The organism is Streptomyces albus subsp. chlorinus, assembly GCF_013302895.1.
In the GTDB taxonomy this organism is placed as follows: domain Bacteria; phylum Actinomycetota; class Actinomycetes; order Streptomycetales; family Streptomycetaceae; genus Streptomyces; species Streptomyces chlorinus.
In genome coordinates, this window is sequence record NZ_VJOK01000001.1 from 1,041,045 (window position 1) to 1,062,067 (window position 21,023).

A 21,023-nucleotide genomic window follows, 5' to 3' on the forward strand; every position below is an offset into this window, starting at 1 on the left:
CCGCTCACCTCAGTACCCCGTCCACAACCGTCGCGCGGCCCCGCAGCCAGGTGTGGGTGACGCGTCCGGGCAGCTCACGGCCCTCGTAGGGGGTGTTGGCGCTGCGGGAGGCGAAGCCCGCGGGGTCCACCTGTCCACGGTAAGCCGCGTCGACGAGAACCAGGTTGGCGGGCTCGCCGTGCGCCACGGGGCGGCCGTGGCCCTCCAGCCGGCCGATGGCGGCGGGCCGGTGGGACATGCGGTCGGCGACCTGCGCCCAGTCCAGCAGCCCGGTCTCCACCATGGTGTGCTGGACCACCGAGAGGGCCGTCTCCAGGCCGACCATGCCCATGGCCGCCGCGCCCCACTCGCAGTCCTTGTCCTCGTGCGGGTGCGGCGCGTGGTCGGTGGCGACGCAGTCGATGGTGCCGTCGGCCAGGGCCTCGCGGAGCGCCATGACGTCGGCCTCGGTGCGCAGCGGCGGGTTCACCTTGTAGACGGGGTTGTAGGAGCGCACCATCTCGTCGGTGAGCAGCAGGTGGTGCGGGGTCACCTCGGCGGTGACGTTCCAGCCCTTGGACTTGGCCCAGCGCACGATCTCCACGGAGCCGGCCGTGGACAGGTGGCAGATGTGGACGCGGGAGCCGACGTGGGCGGCGAGCAGCACGTCCCGGGCGATGATCGACTCCTCGGCGACGGCCGGCCAGCCGGCGAGCCCGAGTTCGGCGGAGACGGTGCCCTCGTTCATCTGGGCGCCCTCGGTCAGCCGGGGCTCCTGGGCGTGCTGGGCGACCACACCGTCGAACGCCTTCACGTACTCCAGGGCCCGCCGCATGATCACCGCGTCGTCCACGCACTTGCCGTCGTCGGAGAAGACCCGCACCCCGGCGGCGGAGTCGTGCATGGCGCCCAGCTCGGCGAGCTGCTTGCCCTCCAGGCCGACGGTGACGGCGCCGACAGGGCGTACGTCGCAGTAGCCGTACTCCTTGCCCAGCCGCCACACCTGCTCGACGACGCCCGCGGTGTCGGCGACGGGGAAGGTGTTGGCCATGGCGTGCACGGCGGTGTAGCCGCCCTTGGCGGCGGCCCGGGTGCCGGTCAGCACGGTCTCGGAGTCCTCGCGGCCGGGCTCGCGCAGATGGGTGTGCAGGTCCACCAGGCCCGGCAGCAGGATGCCGCCCTGGGCCTCGACCACCTCGGCGCCGGGCGCTTCGATGCCCCGGCCGATCTCCTGGACGGTGCCGTCGGCCAGCAGGACGTCCTGCGGCTCACCGCCCAGCAGCCGCGCCCCGCGGATCAGCGTCTTGTCGTCCGGCTCGGTCATCTCAGTGGTCCTCCTTCGTACGGGACCCGCCGGCGTGCGGGCGGCTTGCCGCGCCACCCTCCGGGGCGGGTGCGGGGCGGGCCGGCTCGGCGCCGCCGAGCAGCAGATACATCACGGCCATCCGGATGCTGACGCCGTTGGCCACCTGTTCGACGGCGGTGCAGCGGGGCGAGTCGGCGACCTCGGCGGTGATCTCCATGCCGCGGTTCATGGGCCCGGGGTGCATCACGATGGACCGCTCGGGCATCCGCGCCATCCGCTCGCCGTCCAGGCCGTAGCGGCGGGCGTACTCACGCTCGGTGGGGAAGAAGGCCGCGTTCATCCGCTCGCGCTGGACGCGCAGCATCATCACGGCGTCGGACTTGGCCAGCACGGCGTCCAGGTCGTAGGAGACCTCGCACGGCCAGCTCTCGACGCCGATGGGCAGCAGCGTGGGCGGCGCGACGAGCGTGACGTGGGCGCCCAGTGTGGACAGCAGGTGGACGTTGGAGCGGGCGACGCGGCTGTGCAGGATGTCGCCGACGATGGTGATGCGCCGGCCGTCGAGCCCCGCGCCCTCCGCGCCGACCAGCCGGCGGCGCATGGTGAAGGCGTCCAGCAGCGCCTGGGTGGGGTGCTCGTGGGTGCCGTCACCGGCGTTGACGACCGAGCCGCCGATCCACCCGGAGGTGGCCAGCCGGTGCGGGGCGCCCGAGTCGCCGTGCCGGATGACGACGGCGTCGGCGCCCATGGCCTCCAGGGTGAGCGCGGTGTCCTTGAGGGACTCTCCCTTGGAGACCGAGGAGCCCTTCGCGGAGAAGTTGATCACGTCGGCGGACAGCCGCTTGGCCGCGGCCTCGAAGGAGATCCGGGTGCGGGTGGAGTCCTCGAAGAAGAGGTTGACGATGGTGCGGCCGCGCAGGGTGGGCAGTTTCTTGATCGGCCGGTCGGCGAACCGGGCCATCTCCTCGGCGGTGTCGAGGATGAGGACGGCGTCGTCGCGGGTGAGGTCGGCGGCCGAGATGAGGTGGCGCTTCATCTGTTGCCTTGTGCCTTCCGTGGGGTCGGATGGAGGTCGTCGCGAGGCCGCGGGGCTCCGCGCACAGGTGTACGCGCCGGGAGCACCCGGGTCGTGCGGGCATGACGGCGTACGGCGGCGTTCCGCGCGCCCCGTCGCGTACCGTCAGCGGGTGCCGGGCGGGGGCCGGAGCGGTTCGGGGCGCGGCTAGCCCGCCGGGGCGGTGCCGCGGGAGGCGGGCTCGGACGCGTCGTCGGGGCCGGTCGCGCGGGCGCCGAGCAGCACGCCGTCGTGGCCGTCCTCCTCGGTCAGCTGCACCTTGACGATCTCGCGCTGCGACGTGGGCAGGTTCTTGCCGACGTAGTCGGCGCGGATGGGAAGCTCGCGGTGACCGCGGTCCACGAGAACGGCGAGCTGCACCGCGCGGGGGCGCCCGATGTCACCCAGGGCATCCAGTGCGGCACGGATGGTGCGGCCGGAGTAGAGCACGTCGTCGACGAGGACGACGAGCCGTCCGTCCACGCCCTCGGCCGGGATCTCGGTGCGGGCGAGGGCCCGTGCGGGGCCGAGACGGAGATCGTCCCGGTACATCGTGATGTCGAGCGAGCCGACGGGGATCGCCCTGCCGGTGATCTCTTCGAGCTTGGCGGCCAGCCGCCGGGCGAGGAAGACGCCGCGGGTGGGAATGCCGAGAAGCACCACGTCGTCGGCGCCCTTGGCGCGCTCGACGATCTCGTGGGCGATGCGGGTGAGGACCCGCTTGATGTCCGGCGCCTCCAGTACGGGGCGCGCCGGCTGCAGGCTTGCGCTGCTGCTGTCGTCCATGGAAACCGGACCTCCTTCCCCGCCTCACGGGACGGGCCTTAAAGGACGTCTGTCTGTCGTCGCTCAACGCTACCAGGCCCCGCCGACGGCCCCGCCCGGGGGCAGCACCAGCCGTCTGGACCCCCTCGGCTTGACGCGGCACATTACGCTGCGTAACCTCACAGTGAGTTACCAAGAGCGCGGCGCAGCGATTCGCGTGGCGCAGCCGCTCAGCGTGAGACAGCGCGAAACACAGCGTCCGGGGAGCCATATGTCCAGCGAATACGCCAAACAGCTCGGAGCCAAGCTCCGCGCCATCCGCACCCAGCAGGGCCTCTCCCTCCACGGTGTCGAGGAGAAGTCCCAGGGCCGTTGGAAGGCGGTCGTGGTGGGCTCGTACGAGCGCGGCGACCGGGCCGTGACCGTGCAGCGCCTCGCCGAGCTGGCCGACTTCTACGGTGTCCCGGTGCAGGAGCTGCTACCGGGAACCACTCCGGGCGGGGCCGCCGAGCCCCCGCCGAAGCTGGTGCTCGACCTGGAGCGCCTCGCCCACGTGCCGGCCGAGAAGGCCGGTCCGCTCCAGCGGTATGCCGCGACCATCCAGTCGCAGCGCGGGGACTACAACGGCAAGGTCCTCTCGATCCGCCAGGACGACCTGCGCACACTGGCCGTCATCTACGACCAGTCGCCGTCCGTGCTGACGGAGCAGCTGATCAGCTGGGGTGTACTGGACGCGGACGCCCGCAGGGCGGTGTCCCACGAAGAGGTGTGACCCTCTTCCGCGGAGCATCTCCTTCCGCCGCGACCGGGGACACCTCCCGGCCAGCCGGAGGCGGGGGGGGGAGCGCCGCCCCATGGCGTGGACCGGCGGTGCCGAACCGGCCGTGACCCGATCCGCAGGACGGGTCCGGCCGGCTGGGCACCGCCGGTTTGTTGCGTTGTGACCCACCGCCGCCGCGGCGGAAAGAGGGTTACCGCCTCAGCGTCGGCTTCAGTTCCTTCAGCCGGCCCAGCAGGCCGTTGACGAAGCCCGGGGACTCGTCGGTCGAGAACTCCTTCGCCAGCTGGACGGCCTCGTCGATGACGACGGCGTCCGGGACGTCGTCGACCCACAGCAGCTCGTGGACCCCGAGCCGCAGGATGCTCCGGTCCACGTCGGGCATCCGGTCGAGCGTCCAGCCCACCGCGTAGGTGGAGAGCAGTTCGTCGATCCGCGCGGCGTTCTCCGCGTACCCCTCGACGAGGTCCATCGCGTACTCGGAGACCGGCGGCTGCCGGCTGTCCGTCCGGGCGAGCCGCAACCAGTCCGCGAGCACGGTCCGCACGTCGGCACCGCGCTGGTCGGCCTCGAAGAGGATCTGGAAGGCGCGCTTGCGGGCCTTGTTGCGTGCGGCCACGGTTAGCTGTTCACCCGGCCGAGGTACTCGCCGGAGCGGGTGTCCACCTTGATCTTCTCGCCGGTGGTGATGAACAGCGGCACCTGGATCTGGTAGCCGGTCTCCAGCTCGGCGGGCTTGGACCCGCCGGTGGAGCGGTCGCCCTGGACGCCCGGCTCGGTGTGCTTGATCGTCAGCTCGACGGCGGCCGGCAGCTCGACGTTGAGCACCTCGCCCTCGTGCATGGCGACCGTGGCGTCGAAGCCCTCGATCAGGTAGTTGGCCGCGTCGCCGACGGTCTTGCGGTCGACGTGGAGCTGGTCATAGGTCTGCATGTCCATGAAGACGAAGTAGTCGCCGTCCATGTACGAGAACTGCATGTCCCGTCGGTCCACGGTGGCCGTTTCGACCTTGGTGCCCGCGTTGAACGTCTTGTCGACGATCTTGCCGGACAGGACGTTCTTCAGCTTGGTGCGGACGAAGGCGGGGCCCTTGCCCGGCTTGACGTGCTGGAACTCGACAACGGACCACAGCTGGTCGCCGTCGAGCTTGAGCACCATGCCGTTCTTGAGGTCGTTCGTGGAAGCCACGGTCGCGGAATCTCCTGAGACTGCTGCGGAGACCAAAGCGGCTGCCGCGCCTCCGCGACCCGTGGGCCGGCCCCCGCAGGGGCTAGAGGGCGAGCAGCTCCTTGGTCGTGATGGTGAGTAGCTCGGGTCCGCCGTCCGCTTGCGGGCGGACGACGAGCGTGTCGTCGATCCGGACGCCGCCCCGGCCCGGGAGATGGACCCCCGGTTCGACGGTGACCGGCACACAAGCGTCCAGTTTACCCACGGCCGCCGGGGAGAGCCGAGGGTCCTCACCGATTTCCAGCCCCACCCCGTGCCCCGTCGACTCGCCGAGCGCCGCGCCGTGCCCGGCGGCCCCCAGCACCTGGCGGGCGGCCCGGTCCACCTCACGGCACTCCGTCCCCGGGCCCAGCGACTCCCGGGCGGCCCGCTGGGCGGCGAAGACGATGTCGTACAGCTCGATCTGCCAACTGGCGGGCGCGGTGCCGATGACGAACGTGCGGCCGATCTGGCAGCGGTAGCCGCGGTAGCGGGCCCCCAGCCGTACGGAGAGGAAGTCGCCCTCCTCCACCCGCCGGTCGGTGGGCCGGTGGCCGGCCAGCCCGGAGTTGGGGCCGGTGCCCACCGAGGTGGGGAAGGCCGCGCCCTCGGCGCCGTGGTCGATCAGACGGCGCTCCAGTTCGAGGGCCAGGTGCCGCTCCGTGCGGCCGACCAGGATCGACTCCAGCAGTTCGCCCAGGGCCTGGTCGGTGATCTCGGCGGCGACGCGCAGCGCGGAGATCTCCTCCTCGTCCTTGACGACCCGCTGCTGCTCCACGGCCAGCCCCAGGTCCGCCAGGTGGAGCGAGGGCGCGGCGGCGGCCAGCGCGCGGTGCCGGGCGACGGTCAGATGGTGCTCCTCGACGGCGAGGGCGCGGGCCCCGCTCCGCTCGGCGAGGCCGGCCGCGGCCACGACGGCGTCCCCATGGGCGCCGCTCCCGCTCTCCGCGTCTCCCGGACAGCTCCCCGGACCGTGGCCGGGGGGTACGCCCAGCGGGCCGCCGCGCACCTGAAGCGTGACTTCGCGCAGGTCGTCGGCGGGATGGGCACCGTTGGCCGGACCCCCGCCCGGTACCGAGACGAGGGTGTCCTGGCCGTCCGGGCCGAGCAGCAAGGCGCTGCCGGGGGCCGCGCGGCCGGTCAGATAGCGGACATTGGCGGGACTGGAGATCAGCACCGCGTCGGCGGGGCCGTCGTGGGCGGTGCTCGCCGCACAGCGGTCGCGCAGCCGGGCGCGGCGGGACACATGCACCTCAGACATATGCCGAGGGTACGCAGCACGGGGCGCGGGGGCCGCCCGGACGCGGCCGGACGGGCGACGGCGGAGAAGATCCCCGGCCCACCGTACGGCCCGGCACGCCCGGCAGCGGGCACCAAGCCGGGGACCGGGACCGCCCCAGGGCCAGAGCCAGGATCAGGGCCGATGACAGGGCCACGGACAATGACAGGGGCAGGAACAGTGACTGGGGCAGGGGGGTCAGAGCACGGAGGCGGCCGTCACCAGCTCACCGGGCTGGCGAGGCTGCGCGCGACCACGTTGTCCAGCATCTGCGCCGTGCTGGCCACGTCCTGCCGCGAGTTGTCGATGATCGGCAGCCCGGAGCTGTACCAGCCGGCCATGCGGCCGTGGATGTGCGCCACCTCCTCGTCGGCGAGCCGCCGGTTCCCGGTCCGCTCCGCGTTCCGCTCCAGGACGACGTCCAGGCCGGGGAGCAGCACCACGGGAATCAGCCCGGGGCCCACGTGGCGCTTCCAGCCGCCGAGGCCGATGACGGGCCAGTCGGGGAAGACGGCGTCGTCCAGGATGCAGGAGATGCCGTTGGCCAGGAAGTTGCGGGCCGCGAAGCCGCAGGTGCGGCGCGCGAGGCGGTACTGCGCCTCGGAGTTCTCGTTCCAGCCCGTCTGCGGGTCGGCGAACCCGGAGCGGACCCACTCGCGCACGTCGTCCAGGCTGATGTGGGCCGTGGGCACGGCGCGGTGGTCGGCCCAGTACCGGGCGACGGTCGTCTTGCCCGCGCCCGCGGGGCCGATGAGCAGGACCGCGACGGCGGCGCGGGTGGCGTCCAGCTGGGCCGGTGTCGCGTCCGGCGCCGGTATCTCCACGGGGGCGCCGGCCGGCAGCCTGACGTGGCCCGTCGCCTCGGCCGGCGGCATGCTGCCGCCCGGCTGCGGAGGGGCGCCCGCCGGAGGAGCGGGGACGGCCGGCGGGGGGCCCGGAACCGGCCGCGGGTGCTGCTGGGGCGGTGCCGGGGGCTGTTGCGGCGGCTGGGGAGCCTGCTGCGGGTGCGGGGAGTGCGGCGGGGTGTGCGGATGCGGGTGGGTGTGGGGGTGCGGGGAGTGCGGCGGCGGGACCTGGGTGTGGCCCTGCGGCTGCGGCACCTGGGCGTGCGGGTGCGGCGGCGGGACCGGACCGCCCGCCGCGAGGGCGCCGGGAGACGCCGGCGGGGCCGGCCACCGTGCCCCGAAGCCTCCATAGGCACCTTGGGCACCGCTGTGCTGCATCCGGACCCCAACTCCGTCCCAGGTGTGTCGGGCGCTGGTGGGCAGCGCCATCCGATATGCCGTGCGTTCGACCACTGACGGTACCTTCCCCGGCCGTCTCCGTGTGAACGGCCGGATCAGCTCCCAAGTGCCCGACGCCTGGTGGCGGCCCGCGGTTCCGCACCGGAACGCGCGGGCCGCCCGGCCGCCGGAGGACGCGCGGACGGCCCGGCGGCGCCCCGGGCTCTCAGGCGGCGATCTCGGCGTGCGCCGCCAGCAGCATCGCGGGGTCGGGGCTCTCCAGGACGGCCGGCTTGGCCAGCCCCTCCAGGACGATGAAACGCAGCCGGTTGCCGCGGGACTTCTTGTCGACCTTCATGGTCTCCAGCAGCTTGGGCCACTGGTCGCCCCGGTAGGTGACGGGCAGGCCCACCGACTCCAGCACCGCGCGGTGCCGGTCGGCCGTCGCGTCGTCCAGCCGGCCCGCGATGCGCCCCAGCTCGGCGGCGAAGACCATGCCGACCGAGACGGCGGCGCCGTGCCGCCAGTTGTAGCGCTCGTTCTTCTCGATGGCGTGACCGAGGGTGTGCCCGTAGTTGAGGATCTCGCGGCGGCCCGACTCCTTCAGGTCCTCGGAGACGACCTCGGCCTTGACGCGGATCGAGCGCTCGATCAGCTCGGCGGTGTGCGGGCCCTGCGGGGTACGGGCCGCGGCCGGGTCGGACTCGATCAGCTCCAGGATCGCGGGGTCGGCGATGAAGCCCGCCTTGATGATCTCCGCGAGCCCGCTGACGTAGTCGTGGACGCCCAGCGAATCCAGGGCCGCCAGGTCGCACAACACCCCGGCCGGCGGGTGGAAGGCGCCCACCAGGTTCTTGCCCTCGGCGGTGTTGATGCCGGTCTTGCCGCCGACCGCCGCGTCCACCATGCCCAGCACGGTCGTCGGCACGGCGATCCACCGCACCCCGCGCAGCCAGGTGGCCGCGACGAACCCGGCCACGTCGGTGGTGGCCCCGCCCCCGACGCCGACGATCACATCGGTGCGGGTGAAACCGGACTGGCCCAGGGCCTTCCAGCAGTAGGCGGCGACCTCGGCGGTCTTCGACTCCTCCGCGTTGGGCAGTTGGACGGCGACGGTCTCGTATCCCTGCGCTGCCAGGTCCTCGCGGAGTGCCTCCCCGGTGGAGGCGAGCGCCTCCGGGTGCAGCACGGCGACCCGCTGCGCCTGGGAGCCGATGAGGCCGGGGAGTTCACCGAGGAGCTGCCGTCCGACGAGCACCTCGTAGGGGGCCGTGCCCGCCGTGCCGCCGACGGGGATACGGGTCACGGCGGGGTCCTGCGTGGTCATTGCTGCTTCTCCGGCTGGGTGGAAGGGAGCTGCAGGGCGGCGAGGATCTCGTCCGCGACCTGCTCGGGCGTGCGGTCCTCGGTGCTGACGACGGCGCGGGCCACCTCGGTGTACAGCGGCCTGCGCTCCTCCATCAGCCTGCGCCACTGCTGGCGCGGGTTGATCACGAGCAGCGGCCGCGGGGCGTCCAGGCCGACGCGTTTGACGGCCTCGTTCACGCCCATCTCCAGGAAGACCACCGGGTGTCCGGCCAGCAGCCGGCGGGTCTCCTCGGCGAGCACCGCGCCGCCGCCCAGCGCCAGGACGCCGGTGTGTTCGGCCAGCGCGGTACGCACGGCGGCCCGCTCCAGCTCGCGGAAGTGCGGCTCGCCCTCTTCCAGGAAGATCTCCGAGACCGGCTTGCCCGCCGTCTCGACGATGTCCTGGTCGGTGTCGCGGCACGTCACGCCGAGGCGTTCGGCGAGGATCGCGCCCACGGTCGACTTGCCGACCCCCATGGGGCCGACGAGCACCACGACGGGACCGGTCACTTGATCTCCAGGCTGTCGAGGAAGCCGCGCACGTTGCGGCGGGTCTCGGCGACGCTGTCCCCGCCGAACTTCTCGGCCACCGCGTCCGCCAGCACCAGCGCCACCATCGCCTCGGCGACGATCCCGGCGGCCGGCACGGCACACACGTCCGAGCGCTGATGGTGCGCCTTGTCGGGCTCGCCGGTGCGGACGTCGACGGTGGCCAGCGCGCGCGGGACGGTGGCGATCGGCTTCATCGCGGCCCGCACGCGCAGCAGTTCACCGGTGGACAGGCCGCCCTCGGTGCCGCCGCTGCGCCCCGAGGCGCGGCGGATGCCGTCCGGGGTCGCCAGGATCTCGTCGTGCGCCAGGGAGCCCGGGACGCGCGCCAAGTCGAAGCCGTCACCCAGTTCCACGCCCTTGATGGCCTGGATGCCCATGAGCGCACCGGCCAGCCGGGCGTCCAGCCGCCGGTCCCAGTGCACGTGCGAGCCCAGGCCGACGGGCACGCCGTGGGCGACGACCTCGACGACACCGCCGAGGGTGTCGCCGTCCTTGTGGGCCTGGTCGATCTCGGCGACCATCGCCTCGCTCGCCGCCGCGTCCAGGCACCGCACCGGGTCGGCGTCCAGCCGTGCGACGTCACCGGGCTGCGGGAGGGTGCCGTAGGGCGCCTTGGCCGCGCCCAGCTCCACCACGTGCGAGACGATCTCCACGCCGGCGGTCTCGCGCAGGTAGGAGCGCGCGACGGTGCCCAGTGCCACCCGCGCCGCGGTCTCACGCGCAGAGGCGCGCTCCAGGACGGGACGGGCCTCGTCGAAGCCGTACTTCTGCATGCCCGCCAGGTCGGCGTGGCCGGGGCGGGGGCGGGTCAGCGGCGCGTTGCGGGCCAGCTGCTCCAGCTCGGCGGGGGCGATTGGATCGGCCGCCATCACCTTCTCCCACTTGGGCCACTCGGTGTTGCCGACCATGATCGCGACCGGCGAGCCGAGGGTCAGCCCGTGGCGCACGCCGCCGAGGAAGGTGACCTCGTCACGCTCGAACTTCATGCGGGCGCCGCGGCCGTAGCCGAGGCGGCGGCGCGCCAGCTCGTCGGCGACCATGTCCGTGGTCACCGGGACACCGGAGGGGAGGCCCTCCAGCGTCGCCACGAGTGCGGGGCCGTGCGACTCCCCTGCGGTCAGCCAGCGCAACCTGCTCAACGGTGCTCCTCTCGGCCGTCTTGCGGCCCGTCCACGTTCCTGGAACCGATCCTCCCATGCCGCGGGGAGGGGCCTGCCCGCAAGGGCCGGTCAACCGGCGCGGGCCCGCAGCTCCGCCTCGCCCGCCTCGCGCATGGCGGCCAGCGGCGCCGGGCGGCAGCCCGTCATCTGCTCGACCTGGAGCACGGCCTGGTGCACCAGCAGGTCGAGGCCGCCCACGACGGCCCCGTTCCAGGCGGCGGCCAGCGGTGTCGGCCACGGGTCGTAGAGGACGTCGAAGAGGGTGCCGCCCGGGGCGGGCACGGCGTGGGCGAGCCCGTCCGTGGCGCCCGCCGGGGTGGTGGCCACCACGAGCGGCGCCCGCAGCCCCTCGGCGGCGCGCGACCAGTCGTCCGTGCGCACCCGCATCCCGAGCCGTTCGCCCCAGCCCCGCATCTCGCGGGCCCGCTCCTGGCCGCGTACGTAGGCGGTGACCTCGCCGTCGCAGATCCGGGCGAGGGCGGCCAGCGCGGAGGAGGCCGTGGCGCCGGCGCCCAGAACGGTGGCGGTCTCCACCCGTGTGATCCCGCGCTCGGCCAGCGCGGCGACCATGCCGGGGATGTCGGTGTTGTCGCCCTTGCGGCGCCCGTCCTCGGTGAACACCACGGTGTTGACGGCCTCCACGGAGGCGGCCGTGCCGCTGACCTCGTCGAGCAGCGGGAGCACGGCCCGCTTCAGCGGCATGGTGAGCGAGAGCCCCGCCCACCGGTCGTCCAGCCCGGCGAGGAAGCCCGGGATGCCCTGTTCGGTCACTTCGTACCGGTCGTACGTCCACCCGTCGAGGCCGAGTTCCGCGTAGGCCGCGCGGTGCAGCACCGGCGAGAGCGAGTGCGCGATGGGGGAGCCGAGGACGGCGGCACGGCCGGCGGTACGCGAGGGGGAATGTGGCATCAGCCGCCGTTCTCCTTCTCTTTGCGCTGTTCCCTGTTGAAGTCGTCGACGTTCTTCTGGTGCTCGGCGGGGTCGTCGGTGAAGCGGGTGTCTCCCGGCTTGACGGTGACGAAGTACAGCCAGTCACCGTCCGTGGGTTTCAGTGCCGCCTCTATCGCCTGGTGCCCTGGGTTGCTGATGGGCCCCGGCGGGAGCCCCTTGTGCAGATACGTGTTGTACGGCGAGGGGTACTTGGTGTCGGCGACGGAGATGTCCAGCGTGAAGCGCCCCCTCGCGTAGTTGATGGTCGAGTCGAAGCCGAGCCTCATGTCCTTGTCGAGGCGGTTGTAGATGACGCGGGACACCTTGCCGAACTCGTGGTCCTCCTGGGCCTCCGCCTGGATGAGCGAGGCTATGGTGACGATCTGCTCGGGGGTCTTGCCGGCCTTCTCGGCCTCGTCCTCCAGCCCCACCTTGGCGTACTCGGCCTCCGCCCGGTGGACCATCTTGCGGAGCACCTCCTTGGGGGTGCTGCTCTTGCCGATGCTGTACTTGGAGGGGAAGAGGAAACCCTCCGGCTTCCCGTGCGCCCACTTGGGCAGACCGATGTCCCCGGACTCGGCCACCTTCTTCGTGGTGCCCTTGGAGACGTCGAGCTTCTTGTCGATCTCCTCGTAGACCCTGGTGGCCCGCCAGCCCTCGGCGACGATGATGCCGTTCTGGCTGGCCGGGTCGAGCATCATCTCCACGGCACTGGCACCGGACATCTTCTTGCGCAGCACGTAGGTGCCCGCCTGGATGCGCTGCGCCTTGCCGTTGCCGTCGGCCGCGTCCACGAAGGCACCGGGGCTCTTGACCACGCCCGCCTTGTGGAGGACCGCGCCCATCTCCGCGAGGGAGGCGCCGTCGGGGATGTCCACCATGACCTCGCCGGAGCCCCGGCCAGGGTAGTCGGGCGCGGGGGCGAAGTGGGCCTGGTAGAAGTCGTAGCCGACGTAGCCGACCACCCCGACACCGGCGGCCAGGGCGACCGAGATCACCACGCCGCAGCCGCGTCCGCGCCTGGCCCCGGGCCTGCCGCCCCGGCGGCGGCCCCGGACCTCGTCGTCGTCCTCGTCCTCGTCGCGGCCGTCCTCGGGCCCCTCGTCGTCACGGCCCAGGAAGAAGTCCCGTTCGCCCTGGTCGGGGCCGGGGTCCCAGCCGGTCTCCGGGTCCGCTGCCGTACCGGGCGCGGGGCGGGGGTCGGGAGGGGCGTGCGGGTGCGGGGCGGTCCCGGCCGGGTGGCCGGCCCGCTGCGCGAGGGGGGCCGGGTACTCACCGGTGCCCGGCTCCCCGCCCGGGTAGGCACCCGCCGGGTACTCGCCGGTCCGGTACTCGCCCGAGGCGTACTCCCCGGTCCCGTACTCCCCCGTGCGGTACTCCCCGGTGCGGTACTCCCCCGTGCGGTACTCCCCCGTCGGGTACTCCCCGGTCCCGTACTCCGTGCCGTACCCACCGGCCGGGTACTGCCCGGTGTGGTGTCCGGCGGCCGGGTACTCGCCGGTCCGGTACTCGCCCGAGGGGTACTCCCCGGTCCCGTACTCGCCCGTGCGGTACTCCCCGGTCCCGTACTCCCCGGTGACGTACTCCCCCGTCGGGTACTCACCGGAGGGGTACTCGCCCTGGTAGTACTCGCCCGTCCCCCAGGGGTCCGTGTAGCCCGCGCCGTGCTGGTGCCCCACCTGCTGGTACCCACCCGTGTCGGCGTAGGCCCCTGGGTCGTACCGCTGCTCCGCGCCGGGTGCCGGCGGCGCGGCCTGCGGGTGGGCGTGGCCGTCCCAGCCACCGTTGCCGTTGCCGTACTGCTGCTGGTCGTAGGGGTACTGCTGCTGGTACTGCTGTCCCGCGTACTGAGCGTGACCGGAACCGTCCCCCTGCGGCGGCTGCTGGTCCCAGCCGTCGTACCCGGGCTGCTGACCACCGCTCCACCCCTGGTCCCCGTAGAGGGGGTCGTCAGGGTCCCACGGTGGGGAACCAGGTCCCCGGCCATACTCAGTCATCGATCCCCTTGAGACGCGAGAGCGGCAGCCGGGTCACTCCCCGCCCGACTCCTGCGTCTCGGGCCCCGCCACCGGACGGATACGCCACGAGCGGTGTTGCGGCGGCTGCCGTGTCGCGCGGAACGTTACCGTACAGCGATCAGACAACCACCTCGACGCACTGCCCGGGCGGACGGCCCGAGCCGCGCTCGGTCTCCAGCGCGTTCTGCAGGATCACCACGGCGGCGGCCTGGTCGATACGGGAACGCCCCTTCCTGGAGCCGACTCCGGAGGCCCGCATGCCCTGAGCCGCGGTGACCGTCGAGAGGCGTTCGTCGACGAGCCGCACCGGCGTGGGTGTGATGTTTTTCGCCAGTTGCCCGGCGAAGGCCCTCACCTTGGCCGCCGCCGGGCCCTCCCCGCCGCTGAGCGAACGGGGCAGCCCGACGACGACCTCCAGCGGCTCGTACTCCTCGACCAGCTCGGCCAGCCGCCGCTGCGCCGCCGGGACGTCCCGTCCCGGCACGGTCTCCACGGGCGTGGCCAGGAGCCCGTCGGGGTCGCTGCTCGCGACCCCGATCCGGGCGTCCCCCACGTCCACGGCGAGCCGCCGGCCGCGCCGGAAGGCCGCCGGGCCCTCCGCGTCCGGCACCATCAGGCGTGCTCCCCCGCCTCGGCGACCAGGCGTTCCACCGCGGCGACGGCCTCGTCCACGGCCTCCGGGTTCTGGCCGCCGCCCTGGGCGACGTCCGGCTTGCCGCCGCCCCCGCCGCCGAGGGTCTTGGCGGCCGTGCGCACCAGATCACCGGCGCGCAGCCCGGCCTCGCGCGCCCCCTCGTTGGTGGCGATGACGGTGAGCGGCCGGCCGTTGGTCACCGCGAACAGCGCGACCACGGCCGGACGGGAGCCGAGCCGCTGCCGCACGTCCAGCACCAGCGTGCGCAGGTCGTCGGCGGCCGTGCCGTCCGGCACCCGGGCGGCGGCCAGCGAGATCCCGCGCACGTCCCTGGCGCCCTCGGCGATGCCCGCCGCGGCCTGGAGGACCTTCTCGGCGCGGAACCGCTCGATCTCCTTCTCGGCGTCCTTGAGCCGGGTCAGCATGCCGGAGATCCGCTCCGGCAGCTCCTCGGAGCGCCCCTTGAGCAGCTCGGTGAGCTGCGAGACCACGGTGTGCTCACGGGCGAGGAACTTGTAGGCGTCCACGCCGACCAGCGCCTCCACGCGGCGCACGCCGGAACCGATGGACGACTCGCCCAGCAGCTTCACCAGACCGAGCTGCGCGGTGTTGTGCACGTGGGTGCCGCCGCACAGCTCCTTGGAGAAGTCACCGATGGTCACCACGCGGACGGTCTGGCCGTACTTCTCGCCGAACTCGGCGAGCGCGCCCTGCTTCTTGGCGTCGTCGATGCCCATGTACTCGGCGTGCACGTCGAGTTCCCTGGCCAGCACCTCGTTGATCTTCTGCTCGACGTCGGTGAGCACCGTGCCGGGCACCGCCGCGGGCGAGCCGAAGTCGAAGCGGAAGCGGCCCGGGGCGTTCTCGGAGCCGGCCTGCGCCGCCGTCGGACCGAGCGCGTCGCGCAGCGCCTGGTGGGTGAGGTGGGTGGCGCTGTGGGCGCGGGCGATGGAGCGGCGCCGGTCCACGTCGATCTGCGCGTAGGCGGAGGCGCCGACGGTGACCTCACCGACCTGGACGGAGCCCTTGTGCACGCTCACGCCGGGCACCGGCTGCTGGACGTCGCGCACCTCGATGACGGCGCCGCCCTCCAGCCGGATGCGCCCGGTGTCGGCGAGCTGGCCGCCGCCCTCGGCGTAGAAGGGGGTGCGGTCGAGGACGACCTCGACCTCGTCGCCCTCGCTCGCGGCGGGCGAGGAGACGCCGTCCACCAGCAGCCCGACGACGGTGGCCTCGCCCGAGGTGTCGGAGTAGCCGGTGAAGTCGGTGGTGCCGGCGCTGTCGGCGATCTCGCGGTAGGCCGACATGTCGGCGTGGCCCTGCTTCTTGGCCTTGGCGTCGGCCTTGGCGCGCTCCCGCTGCTCCTTCATCAGCCGGCGGAAGCCCTGCTCGTCCACCGACAGGCCCTGCTCGGCGGCCATCTCCAGGGTGAGGTCGATGGGGAAGCCCCAGGTGTCGTGGAGCAGGAACGCCTTGTCGCCGGAGAGCACCGTGCCGCCCGCCCGCTTGGTGTCGGCGACGGCCGTGTCGAGGATGTTGGTGCCGGCCTTCAGCGTCTTGAGGAAGGCGGCCTCCTCCGCGAGCGCGACCGTCTCGATGCGCTTGCGGTCGGTGATCAGCTCGGGGTACTGCCGGCCCATCGTCTCGATGACGACGTCGATCAGGTCCCGCACCACCGGGCCGGTGGCGCCCAGGATGCGCATGTTGCGGATGGCGCGGCGCATGATGCGGCGCAGCACGTAGCCGCGGCCCTCGTTGCCCGGGGTGACGCCGTCACCGATGAGCATCACGGAGGTGCGGATGTGGTCGCACACCACGCGCAGCGAGACGTCGGACTCCTCGGCGGCACCGTAGGCGACGCCGGTCAGCTCGGTGGCCTTGTCGATGACGGCACGCGAGGTGTCGATCTCGTACATGTTGCGCACGCCCTGGAGGATCATCGCCAGGCGTTCGAGGCCGAGACCGGTGTCGATGTTCTTGCTGGGCAGCTCACCGAGGATCTCGAAGTCGGTCTTGGTGGAGCCCTCGCCGCGCTCGTACTGCATGAAGACGAGGTTCCAGATCTCCACGTACCGCTCGTCGTTGACGGCGGGGCCGCCCTCGCGGCCGAACTCCGGGCCGCGGTCGTAGTTGATCTCCGAGCAGGGGCCGCACGGGCCGGGCACGCCCATGGACCAGTAGTTCTCCTCCATGCCCAGGCGCTGGATGCGCTCGGCGGGCACGCCGACGACCTCGCGCCAGATGCGCTCGGCCTCGTCGTCCTGCTCGTAGACGGTGATCCACAGGCGCTCCGGGTCCAGCCCGTAACCGCCCTTGTCCTGCGGGGTGGTCAGCAGCTCCCAGGCGAGCTTGGCGGCGCCCTCCTTGAAGTAGTCGCCGAAGGAGAAGTTGCCGCACATCTGGAAGAAGGTGCCGTGCCGGGTGGTCTTGCCGACCTCCTCGATGTCCGGCGTGCGCACACACTTCTGGACGCTGGTGGCGCGCGGCCACGGCGGGGTGACCTCACCCAGGAAGTACGGCTTGAAGGGCACCATCCCCGCGGGGACCAGCAGCAGGGTCGGGTCGTCGGCGATCAGCGACGCCGACGGCACGACATGGTGCCCCCGCTCCTCGAAGAAGCGCAGCCAGCGGCGGCGGATTTCAGCCGACTCCATCAGTGGTCCTCATTCCGGTCGTTCGGGTGGGTGGGGTGGGACTGCTCGTCCGGGTGGTCCGGCCGGCCCGGGTCACGGGGCAGCGCCCTGGCGCCGAGGGGGCCGGGCTGCCGTGCGGGCCGCCGGGACGGAAGGGCGGCGGTGCGGGCGGGCGCCCGTCGGGCGGGCAGCTGCCGGGGACTCTCCGCCGCGTCGGGCGCCGACAGCCCCAGCGCGTCCTTGAGTTCGCTCTCGCGCTGGGCCATCCCGGCCCGCACGTCGAGGGCGAACTCGCGCAGCCGGTGGCCGCCTTCGACGGCCTCGTCGGCCGCGCGGAGCGCCAGCGCGTCGGGCGCCAGGCTGCGGATCTTGCGCTGGACCTTGGTGGTGGCCCAGACCCCGGCAGCGGCGCCGGTGGTGAACCAGAAGGCTCGGCGGAACACGCGCGCTCAGCCCCTTCCGCGCTTGCGGCCGCCCCTCCGGGCGGCGGGAACGGTACGGCTGACGACGACCTTCCGGCCGCCCCGCCCGGTCTGCGTGCCGGCGTCCTTGCGGCCCAGTGCGCGCCGGACGCCGTAGCCGAAGGCCGCGACCTTGACGAGCGGGCCGCCGAACGCGGTGGAGACGGTGGAGGAGAGCGCGGAGGCGTTCTGGGTGACCTCCTGGACGTCCGAGGCGATGGCGTCGACGCGGTCGAGCTGGGTCTGCGCGGAGCGGACGGTCGCCGACGCCTCGCCCAGGAGGGGAACCGCCTGCTCGGTCACGCCTGTCACCAGCTTGGTCGCCGCCTTGAGCGTCTGCGCGAGCCTCACCAGCACCACGGCGAGGAACGACACCAGGATCGCCCAGAAGACGGCCACGAGGAGGCCGGCCACTTCTCCACCGGACACGCTGCACCGCTTCCCTTGATGGTCATGGGGTCGGCCGCCGCTCGCCGGGTGGCCGACCGCGGCGGCGTATGAGGTACCGACCTTATCGCGCCCGGCCACCGCCTCCGTACCGCATTCCGCGCGGCCGGGCCCGCGGGTTGCCAGGCCGGCCCGGGAACGCCGCGGCCCGCCGTGCCCGGCCGGGGTGAGCGGCGTCGGGCAGGCGGGCTGCGGTGTGCGGAGCGGTGCGGCGGGTCAGCGGGCGTAGTACTCGACGACCAGCTGCTCGTCGCAGATCACCGGGATCTCCTTGCGGTTGGGGTCCCGGTCCAGCCGGAAGGCGAGCGCCTGGAGGTTGACCTCCAGGTAGCGCGGGGTCTCGCCCTCACCGGCGTAGCCGCCCTCGCGGGCGACCTGGAAGGGGTACTTGTCGCGGCTGCGCTCGCGGACGGTGACCACGTCGTCGGGACGGACGCGGAAGGACGGCTTGTCCACCTTGCGGCCGTTGACCGCGATGTGGCCGTGCACGACCATCTGGCGGGCCTGGTAGATGGTGCGGGCCAGGCCGGCGCGCAGGACGAGCGCGTCCAGCCGCCGCTCCAGCTCGATCACCAGGGCCTCACCGGTCTTGAGGTCCGTCTTGCGGGCGCGCTCGTAGGCGCGGCGCATCTGGCTCTCGCTGATGTCGTACTGCGCGCGCAGGCGCTGCTTCTCCAGCAGACGGACCTTGTAGTCACTGTTCTGCTTGCGGCCCCGGCCGTGCTCCCCGGGCGGGTACGGGCGCTGCTCGAAGTACTTGACGGCCTTCGGGGTCAGCGCGACGCCCAGGGCACGCGACTTCTTGACCTTGGGACGCGACTGGTTCACGTTGAACGGACCTCCGTGTAAGTTAGGTGAGCCTTACCTTAGCCGAGGAGCACGTATGTTTCGACCTGGGATTTCCCTGCCTGGCACAGACGCCGAGGAGGAACAGCCGCGTCCCGTGGAAGACGCCCGGCAGCCCTCCGCCGCCGAGCGTGTACGAACCCTCGCACAATCCAGCGTATCCGCCCTGCTGACCATTCCCGGAGCCGAGCAGGGCCCCCCTGAGCTGGGCGCGGGCGTCCCCGAGGCCCGTACCGTCACCCCCTCCGGAGACGTCCTTGTGCTGGTCCCGGCGGACTCGCCCGAGGCCCGCGTGTGCGCCTACGCCCAGGACGACGACCTCGCCGCGGTGATGGAAATCACGGATGTGGCACCCGTCTCGGTGCCCCACCGGGTACGGGGCCGCGCCTGGCTCGCCGGCTGGCTCACCCCCGTACGCGGCGACGAGCGCGCCGCCTGCGCCCGGCTCCTGGCCGAGGCCGCGCCCTCCGCGCCCGTGGCGGGCACCTCGCGGCAGATGCTGCGGCTGGAGGTCGGCGAAGCCTACGTCGACGACCTGTGGGGCGCCGGGGAAGTGGAGCCCGACGACTTCGCCGCCGCCCGCCCCGACCCGTTCGTCCGGCACGAGGCGGAACTCCTCCAGCACCTGGCCGCAGCGCACCTGGAGCAGGTGCGGGGCCTGTGCGCCTGCCAGGACTGGGAGGGCGCCGTTCCGCTGGCACTCGACCGGTTCGGGCTGCGGGTGCGGGGGCTGACCGCCTCGGGGGCCTGCGCGGACGCCCGGTTCGACTTCCCCGAGCCGGTCGGTTCGCTCCCCGAACTCCGGCACGCCATGCACGCGCTGTTCGCCACCGGGGCCGGCGGCCCGGACCCCGGCTCGGACACCGGCCCCGACAGCGGCTCGGCGGCGTAGTCACCCGGCGGGAGGGGAAGTCCCCGTCCGGCGCGCGGCAGTGCGCGGGCGCGGCTAGATTGGTGCTACCCGTAGCGTCAGGACGCCTGCCGGGCAGGGAGCGTGTGACCGCACCGGAGATCGACTACGCGGCCGTGTTCGCGGCCTCCCCCAGCGCCTACGTGCTCCTGGGGCCCGACCTCGTGATCCGGGACGTCAACTCCGCGTATCTGGAACTCACATTGCGTGTCCGGGACGAACTGGTGGGGCGGCACATCTTCGACGTGTTCCCCGAGAACCGGTCCGACCCCGACGCCGACGGCATCCGGAGCCTGAGGGCCTCGCTGCACCGGGCCCTCACCTTCCGCAGGGTGGACACCATCCCCCTCCAGAAGTACGACATCCCGGTCGCCGGGAAGCCGGGCGTCTTCGAGGAACGCTGGTGGCACACGGTCAACACCCCGCTGCTGGCCCCGGACGGCTCGGTCAGCGCCGTCCTGTGCCGCGAGGAGGACATGACCGGCTTCATCCGCTCCTACCAGGAACACGGCCGGCCCCCCGACGGGACCGAGGCCGGAGCCACGAGCCTCCACCCCCCGCACACGGACGCGGGGGGAACGGACGCACGAACAAAGGCACAGTCGCGGCAGCGGCCGCCGGACCTGACGACCCAGCTCTACGCACGCGCACAGGAGCTGGTGCGGATCAACGAGGAGCTGCGGCGGGCCAGTGCACAGGAACGCCAGGTGGCCCTCCGGCTCCAGGAGGCGATGCTCTACTCCACCGGCCTCCCCCGGCCGAACATCGCCGTCCGCTATCTGCCCGCCACCGGGACGCTCAACGTGTGCGGCGACTGGTACGACGTCACCGACAGCCGCGAGGGGCGGTTCGCGGCGGCCGTCGGGGACGTCGTCGGCCACGGCCTGGAGGCGGCCGCCGTCATGGGCATGCTGCGCAGCGCGCTGAGCGCCGCCATGCGCACCACGGACAGGCCCGCGCGGGCGCTCCAGGTGCTCGGCCTGTACGCGGGCTCCGTCGAGGGCGCCATGAACGCGACGGCCGTCAAAGTGATGGTCGACAGCCCCAACCACCTGCTCACCTACAGCAGCGCGGGCCATCCGCCGCCGATCCTGCGCCACGCGGACGGCACCTGCGAACTCCTCGACCAGGCCACCGACCCGCCGCTGGCCACCCGGCCGGACGAGACCGAGCCCCGGGTGCAGGCGACCCGCAGCTTCAGCCCGGGAGCTGTGCTCGTCCTCTACACCGACGGGCTCGTCGAGCGGCGCGACGAGGACATCGACGAGGGACTGAACCGGCTGGCCGACGCCGTCTCCCGGCGCGGTGACCTCAGCCCCGAGAACCTGGCGGACGCGCTGCTGTCGGAGATGGGCGTCAGCAAGGGTGCCGCCAGGGACGACATCGCGCTGGTCGTCATCCGGCTGTGACGGCCACCCGCGCGGTCCCACCGCGGGGTCCGGCGCGGGTTCGGCCGCGGGCCCCCGGGTCCTGCCGCGCCGTCGCCAGGCCGGAC

The 21,023-nt window shown here is 73.0% G+C and carries 20 protein-coding genes; 3 read left to right on the top strand and 17 right to left on the bottom strand.

All coding sequences use genetic code 11. The features are described from left to right. Positions 1–4: 4 nt before the first annotated feature. The 3 genes from FM076_RS04795 to pyrR form a co-directional block, all read right to left on the bottom strand. On the bottom strand, positions 5–1,303 hold the full coding sequence (locus FM076_RS04795; protein ID WP_173868681.1) for a dihydroorotase: 1,299 nt from the start codon (positions 1,301–1,303) through the stop codon (positions 5–7). A 1-nt stretch (position 1,304) separates the two neighbouring features. Then, complete coding sequence (locus tag FM076_RS04800; RefSeq protein ID WP_173868682.1) at positions 1,305–2,321, bottom strand: aspartate carbamoyltransferase catalytic subunit; 1,017 nt, start codon at positions 2,319–2,321, stop codon at positions 1,305–1,307. A gap of 186 nt (positions 2,322–2,507) precedes the next feature. Then, positions 2,508–3,125 carry a bifunctional pyr operon transcriptional regulator/uracil phosphoribosyltransferase PyrR gene (pyrR, locus tag FM076_RS04805; protein ID WP_173868683.1) on the bottom strand — a complete coding sequence of 206 codons (618 nt, stop codon included), beginning with the start codon at positions 3,123–3,125 and terminating at the stop codon, positions 2,508–2,510. Between the two features lie 250 nt (positions 3,126–3,375). Between pyrR and FM076_RS04810 the strand changes: the two genes are divergently transcribed. Beyond that, positions 3,376–3,876: a transcriptional regulator BldD gene (locus FM076_RS04810; protein ID WP_030407913.1), complete on the top strand. Its 501-nt coding sequence runs from the start codon at positions 3,376–3,378 to the stop codon at positions 3,874–3,876. 199 nt (positions 3,877–4,075) lie between these two features. Here FM076_RS04810 and nusB read toward each other — a convergent pair whose 3' ends face one another. The 14 genes from nusB to rpsD form a co-directional block, all read right to left on the bottom strand. Next, on the bottom strand, positions 4,076–4,501 hold the full coding sequence (gene nusB / locus FM076_RS04815; RefSeq protein ID WP_173868684.1) for a transcription antitermination factor NusB: 426 nt from the start codon (positions 4,499–4,501) through the stop codon (positions 4,076–4,078). 2 nt (positions 4,502–4,503) lie between these two features. Further along, positions 4,504–5,070: an elongation factor P gene (efp, locus tag FM076_RS04820; RefSeq protein ID WP_016467707.1), complete on the bottom strand. Its 567-nt coding sequence runs from the start codon at positions 5,068–5,070 to the stop codon at positions 4,504–4,506. Between the two features lie 82 nt (positions 5,071–5,152). Continuing rightward, a complete protein-coding gene (locus tag FM076_RS04825) occupies positions 5,153–6,349 on the bottom strand; it encodes a M24 family metallopeptidase (RefSeq protein WP_173868685.1) in 1,197 nt (398 codons plus the stop codon). 236 nt (positions 6,350–6,585) lie between these two features. Next, a complete protein-coding gene (locus FM076_RS04830) occupies positions 6,586–7,590 on the bottom strand; it encodes an AAA family ATPase (protein WP_243274304.1) in 1,005 nt (334 codons plus the stop codon). 226 nt (positions 7,591–7,816) lie between these two features. After that, positions 7,817–8,917 (bottom strand): 3-dehydroquinate synthase, encoded by a 1,101-nt coding sequence (gene aroB, locus FM076_RS04835; protein ID WP_173868687.1) that lies wholly within the window; start codon positions 8,915–8,917, stop codon positions 7,817–7,819. After that, positions 8,914–9,447 (bottom strand): shikimate kinase, encoded by a 534-nt coding sequence (locus tag FM076_RS04840; protein WP_173868688.1) that lies wholly within the window; start codon positions 9,445–9,447, stop codon positions 8,914–8,916. The genes aroB and FM076_RS04840 overlap by 4 nt, the downstream gene beginning before the upstream one ends. Continuing rightward, positions 9,444–10,628: a chorismate synthase gene (gene aroC / locus FM076_RS04845; RefSeq protein WP_173868689.1), complete on the bottom strand. Its 1,185-nt coding sequence runs from the start codon at positions 10,626–10,628 to the stop codon at positions 9,444–9,446. Before aroC ends, FM076_RS04840 begins: the two co-directional genes overlap by 4 nt. A 90-nt stretch (positions 10,629–10,718) precedes the next feature. Continuing rightward, positions 10,719–11,558 (bottom strand): shikimate dehydrogenase, encoded by an 840-nt coding sequence (locus FM076_RS04850; protein ID WP_173868690.1) that lies wholly within the window; start codon positions 11,556–11,558, stop codon positions 10,719–10,721. Then, complete coding sequence (gene mltG / locus FM076_RS04855; RefSeq protein ID WP_173868691.1) at positions 11,558–13,576, bottom strand: endolytic transglycosylase MltG; 2,019 nt, start codon at positions 13,574–13,576, stop codon at positions 11,558–11,560. The genes FM076_RS04850 and mltG overlap by 1 nt, the downstream gene beginning before the upstream one ends. 139 nt (positions 13,577–13,715) lie before the next feature. Beyond that, on the bottom strand, positions 13,716–14,210 hold the full coding sequence (gene ruvX, locus FM076_RS04860) for a Holliday junction resolvase RuvX (protein WP_173868692.1): 495 nt from the start codon (positions 14,208–14,210) through the stop codon (positions 13,716–13,718). Continuing rightward, the gene (alaS, locus tag FM076_RS04865; RefSeq protein ID WP_173868693.1) at positions 14,210–16,885 is read right to left on the bottom strand and encodes an alanine--tRNA ligase; all 2,676 of its coding nucleotides are present in this window, start codon (positions 16,883–16,885) and stop codon (positions 14,210–14,212) included. The genes ruvX and alaS overlap by 1 nt, the downstream gene beginning before the upstream one ends. After that, positions 16,885–17,307 (bottom strand): DUF6167 family protein, encoded by a 423-nt coding sequence (locus tag FM076_RS04870; protein ID WP_173868694.1) that lies wholly within the window; start codon positions 17,305–17,307, stop codon positions 16,885–16,887. Before FM076_RS04870 ends, alaS begins: the two co-directional genes overlap by 1 nt. 6 nt (positions 17,308–17,313) lie before the next feature. Further along, entirely contained in the window at positions 17,314–17,754 is a 441-nt protein-coding gene (locus FM076_RS04875; RefSeq protein ID WP_173868695.1) for a DUF948 domain-containing protein, read from the bottom strand. Between the two features lie 234 nt (positions 17,755–17,988). Beyond that, on the bottom strand, positions 17,989–18,600 hold the full coding sequence (gene rpsD / locus FM076_RS04880; RefSeq protein ID WP_173868696.1) for a 30S ribosomal protein S4: 612 nt from the start codon (positions 18,598–18,600) through the stop codon (positions 17,989–17,991). A gap of 55 nt (positions 18,601–18,655) precedes the next feature. Between rpsD and FM076_RS04885 the strand changes: the two genes are divergently transcribed. Next, positions 18,656–19,510, top strand: coding sequence for a DUF2470 domain-containing protein (locus FM076_RS04885; protein WP_173868697.1), 855 nt, complete (start codon positions 18,656–18,658; stop codon positions 19,508–19,510). 104 nt (positions 19,511–19,614) lie between these two features. Next, on the top strand, positions 19,615–20,937 hold the full coding sequence (locus FM076_RS04890; RefSeq protein WP_173868698.1) for a SpoIIE family protein phosphatase: 1,323 nt from the start codon (positions 19,615–19,617) through the stop codon (positions 20,935–20,937). Positions 20,938–21,023: the final 86 nt, after the last annotated feature.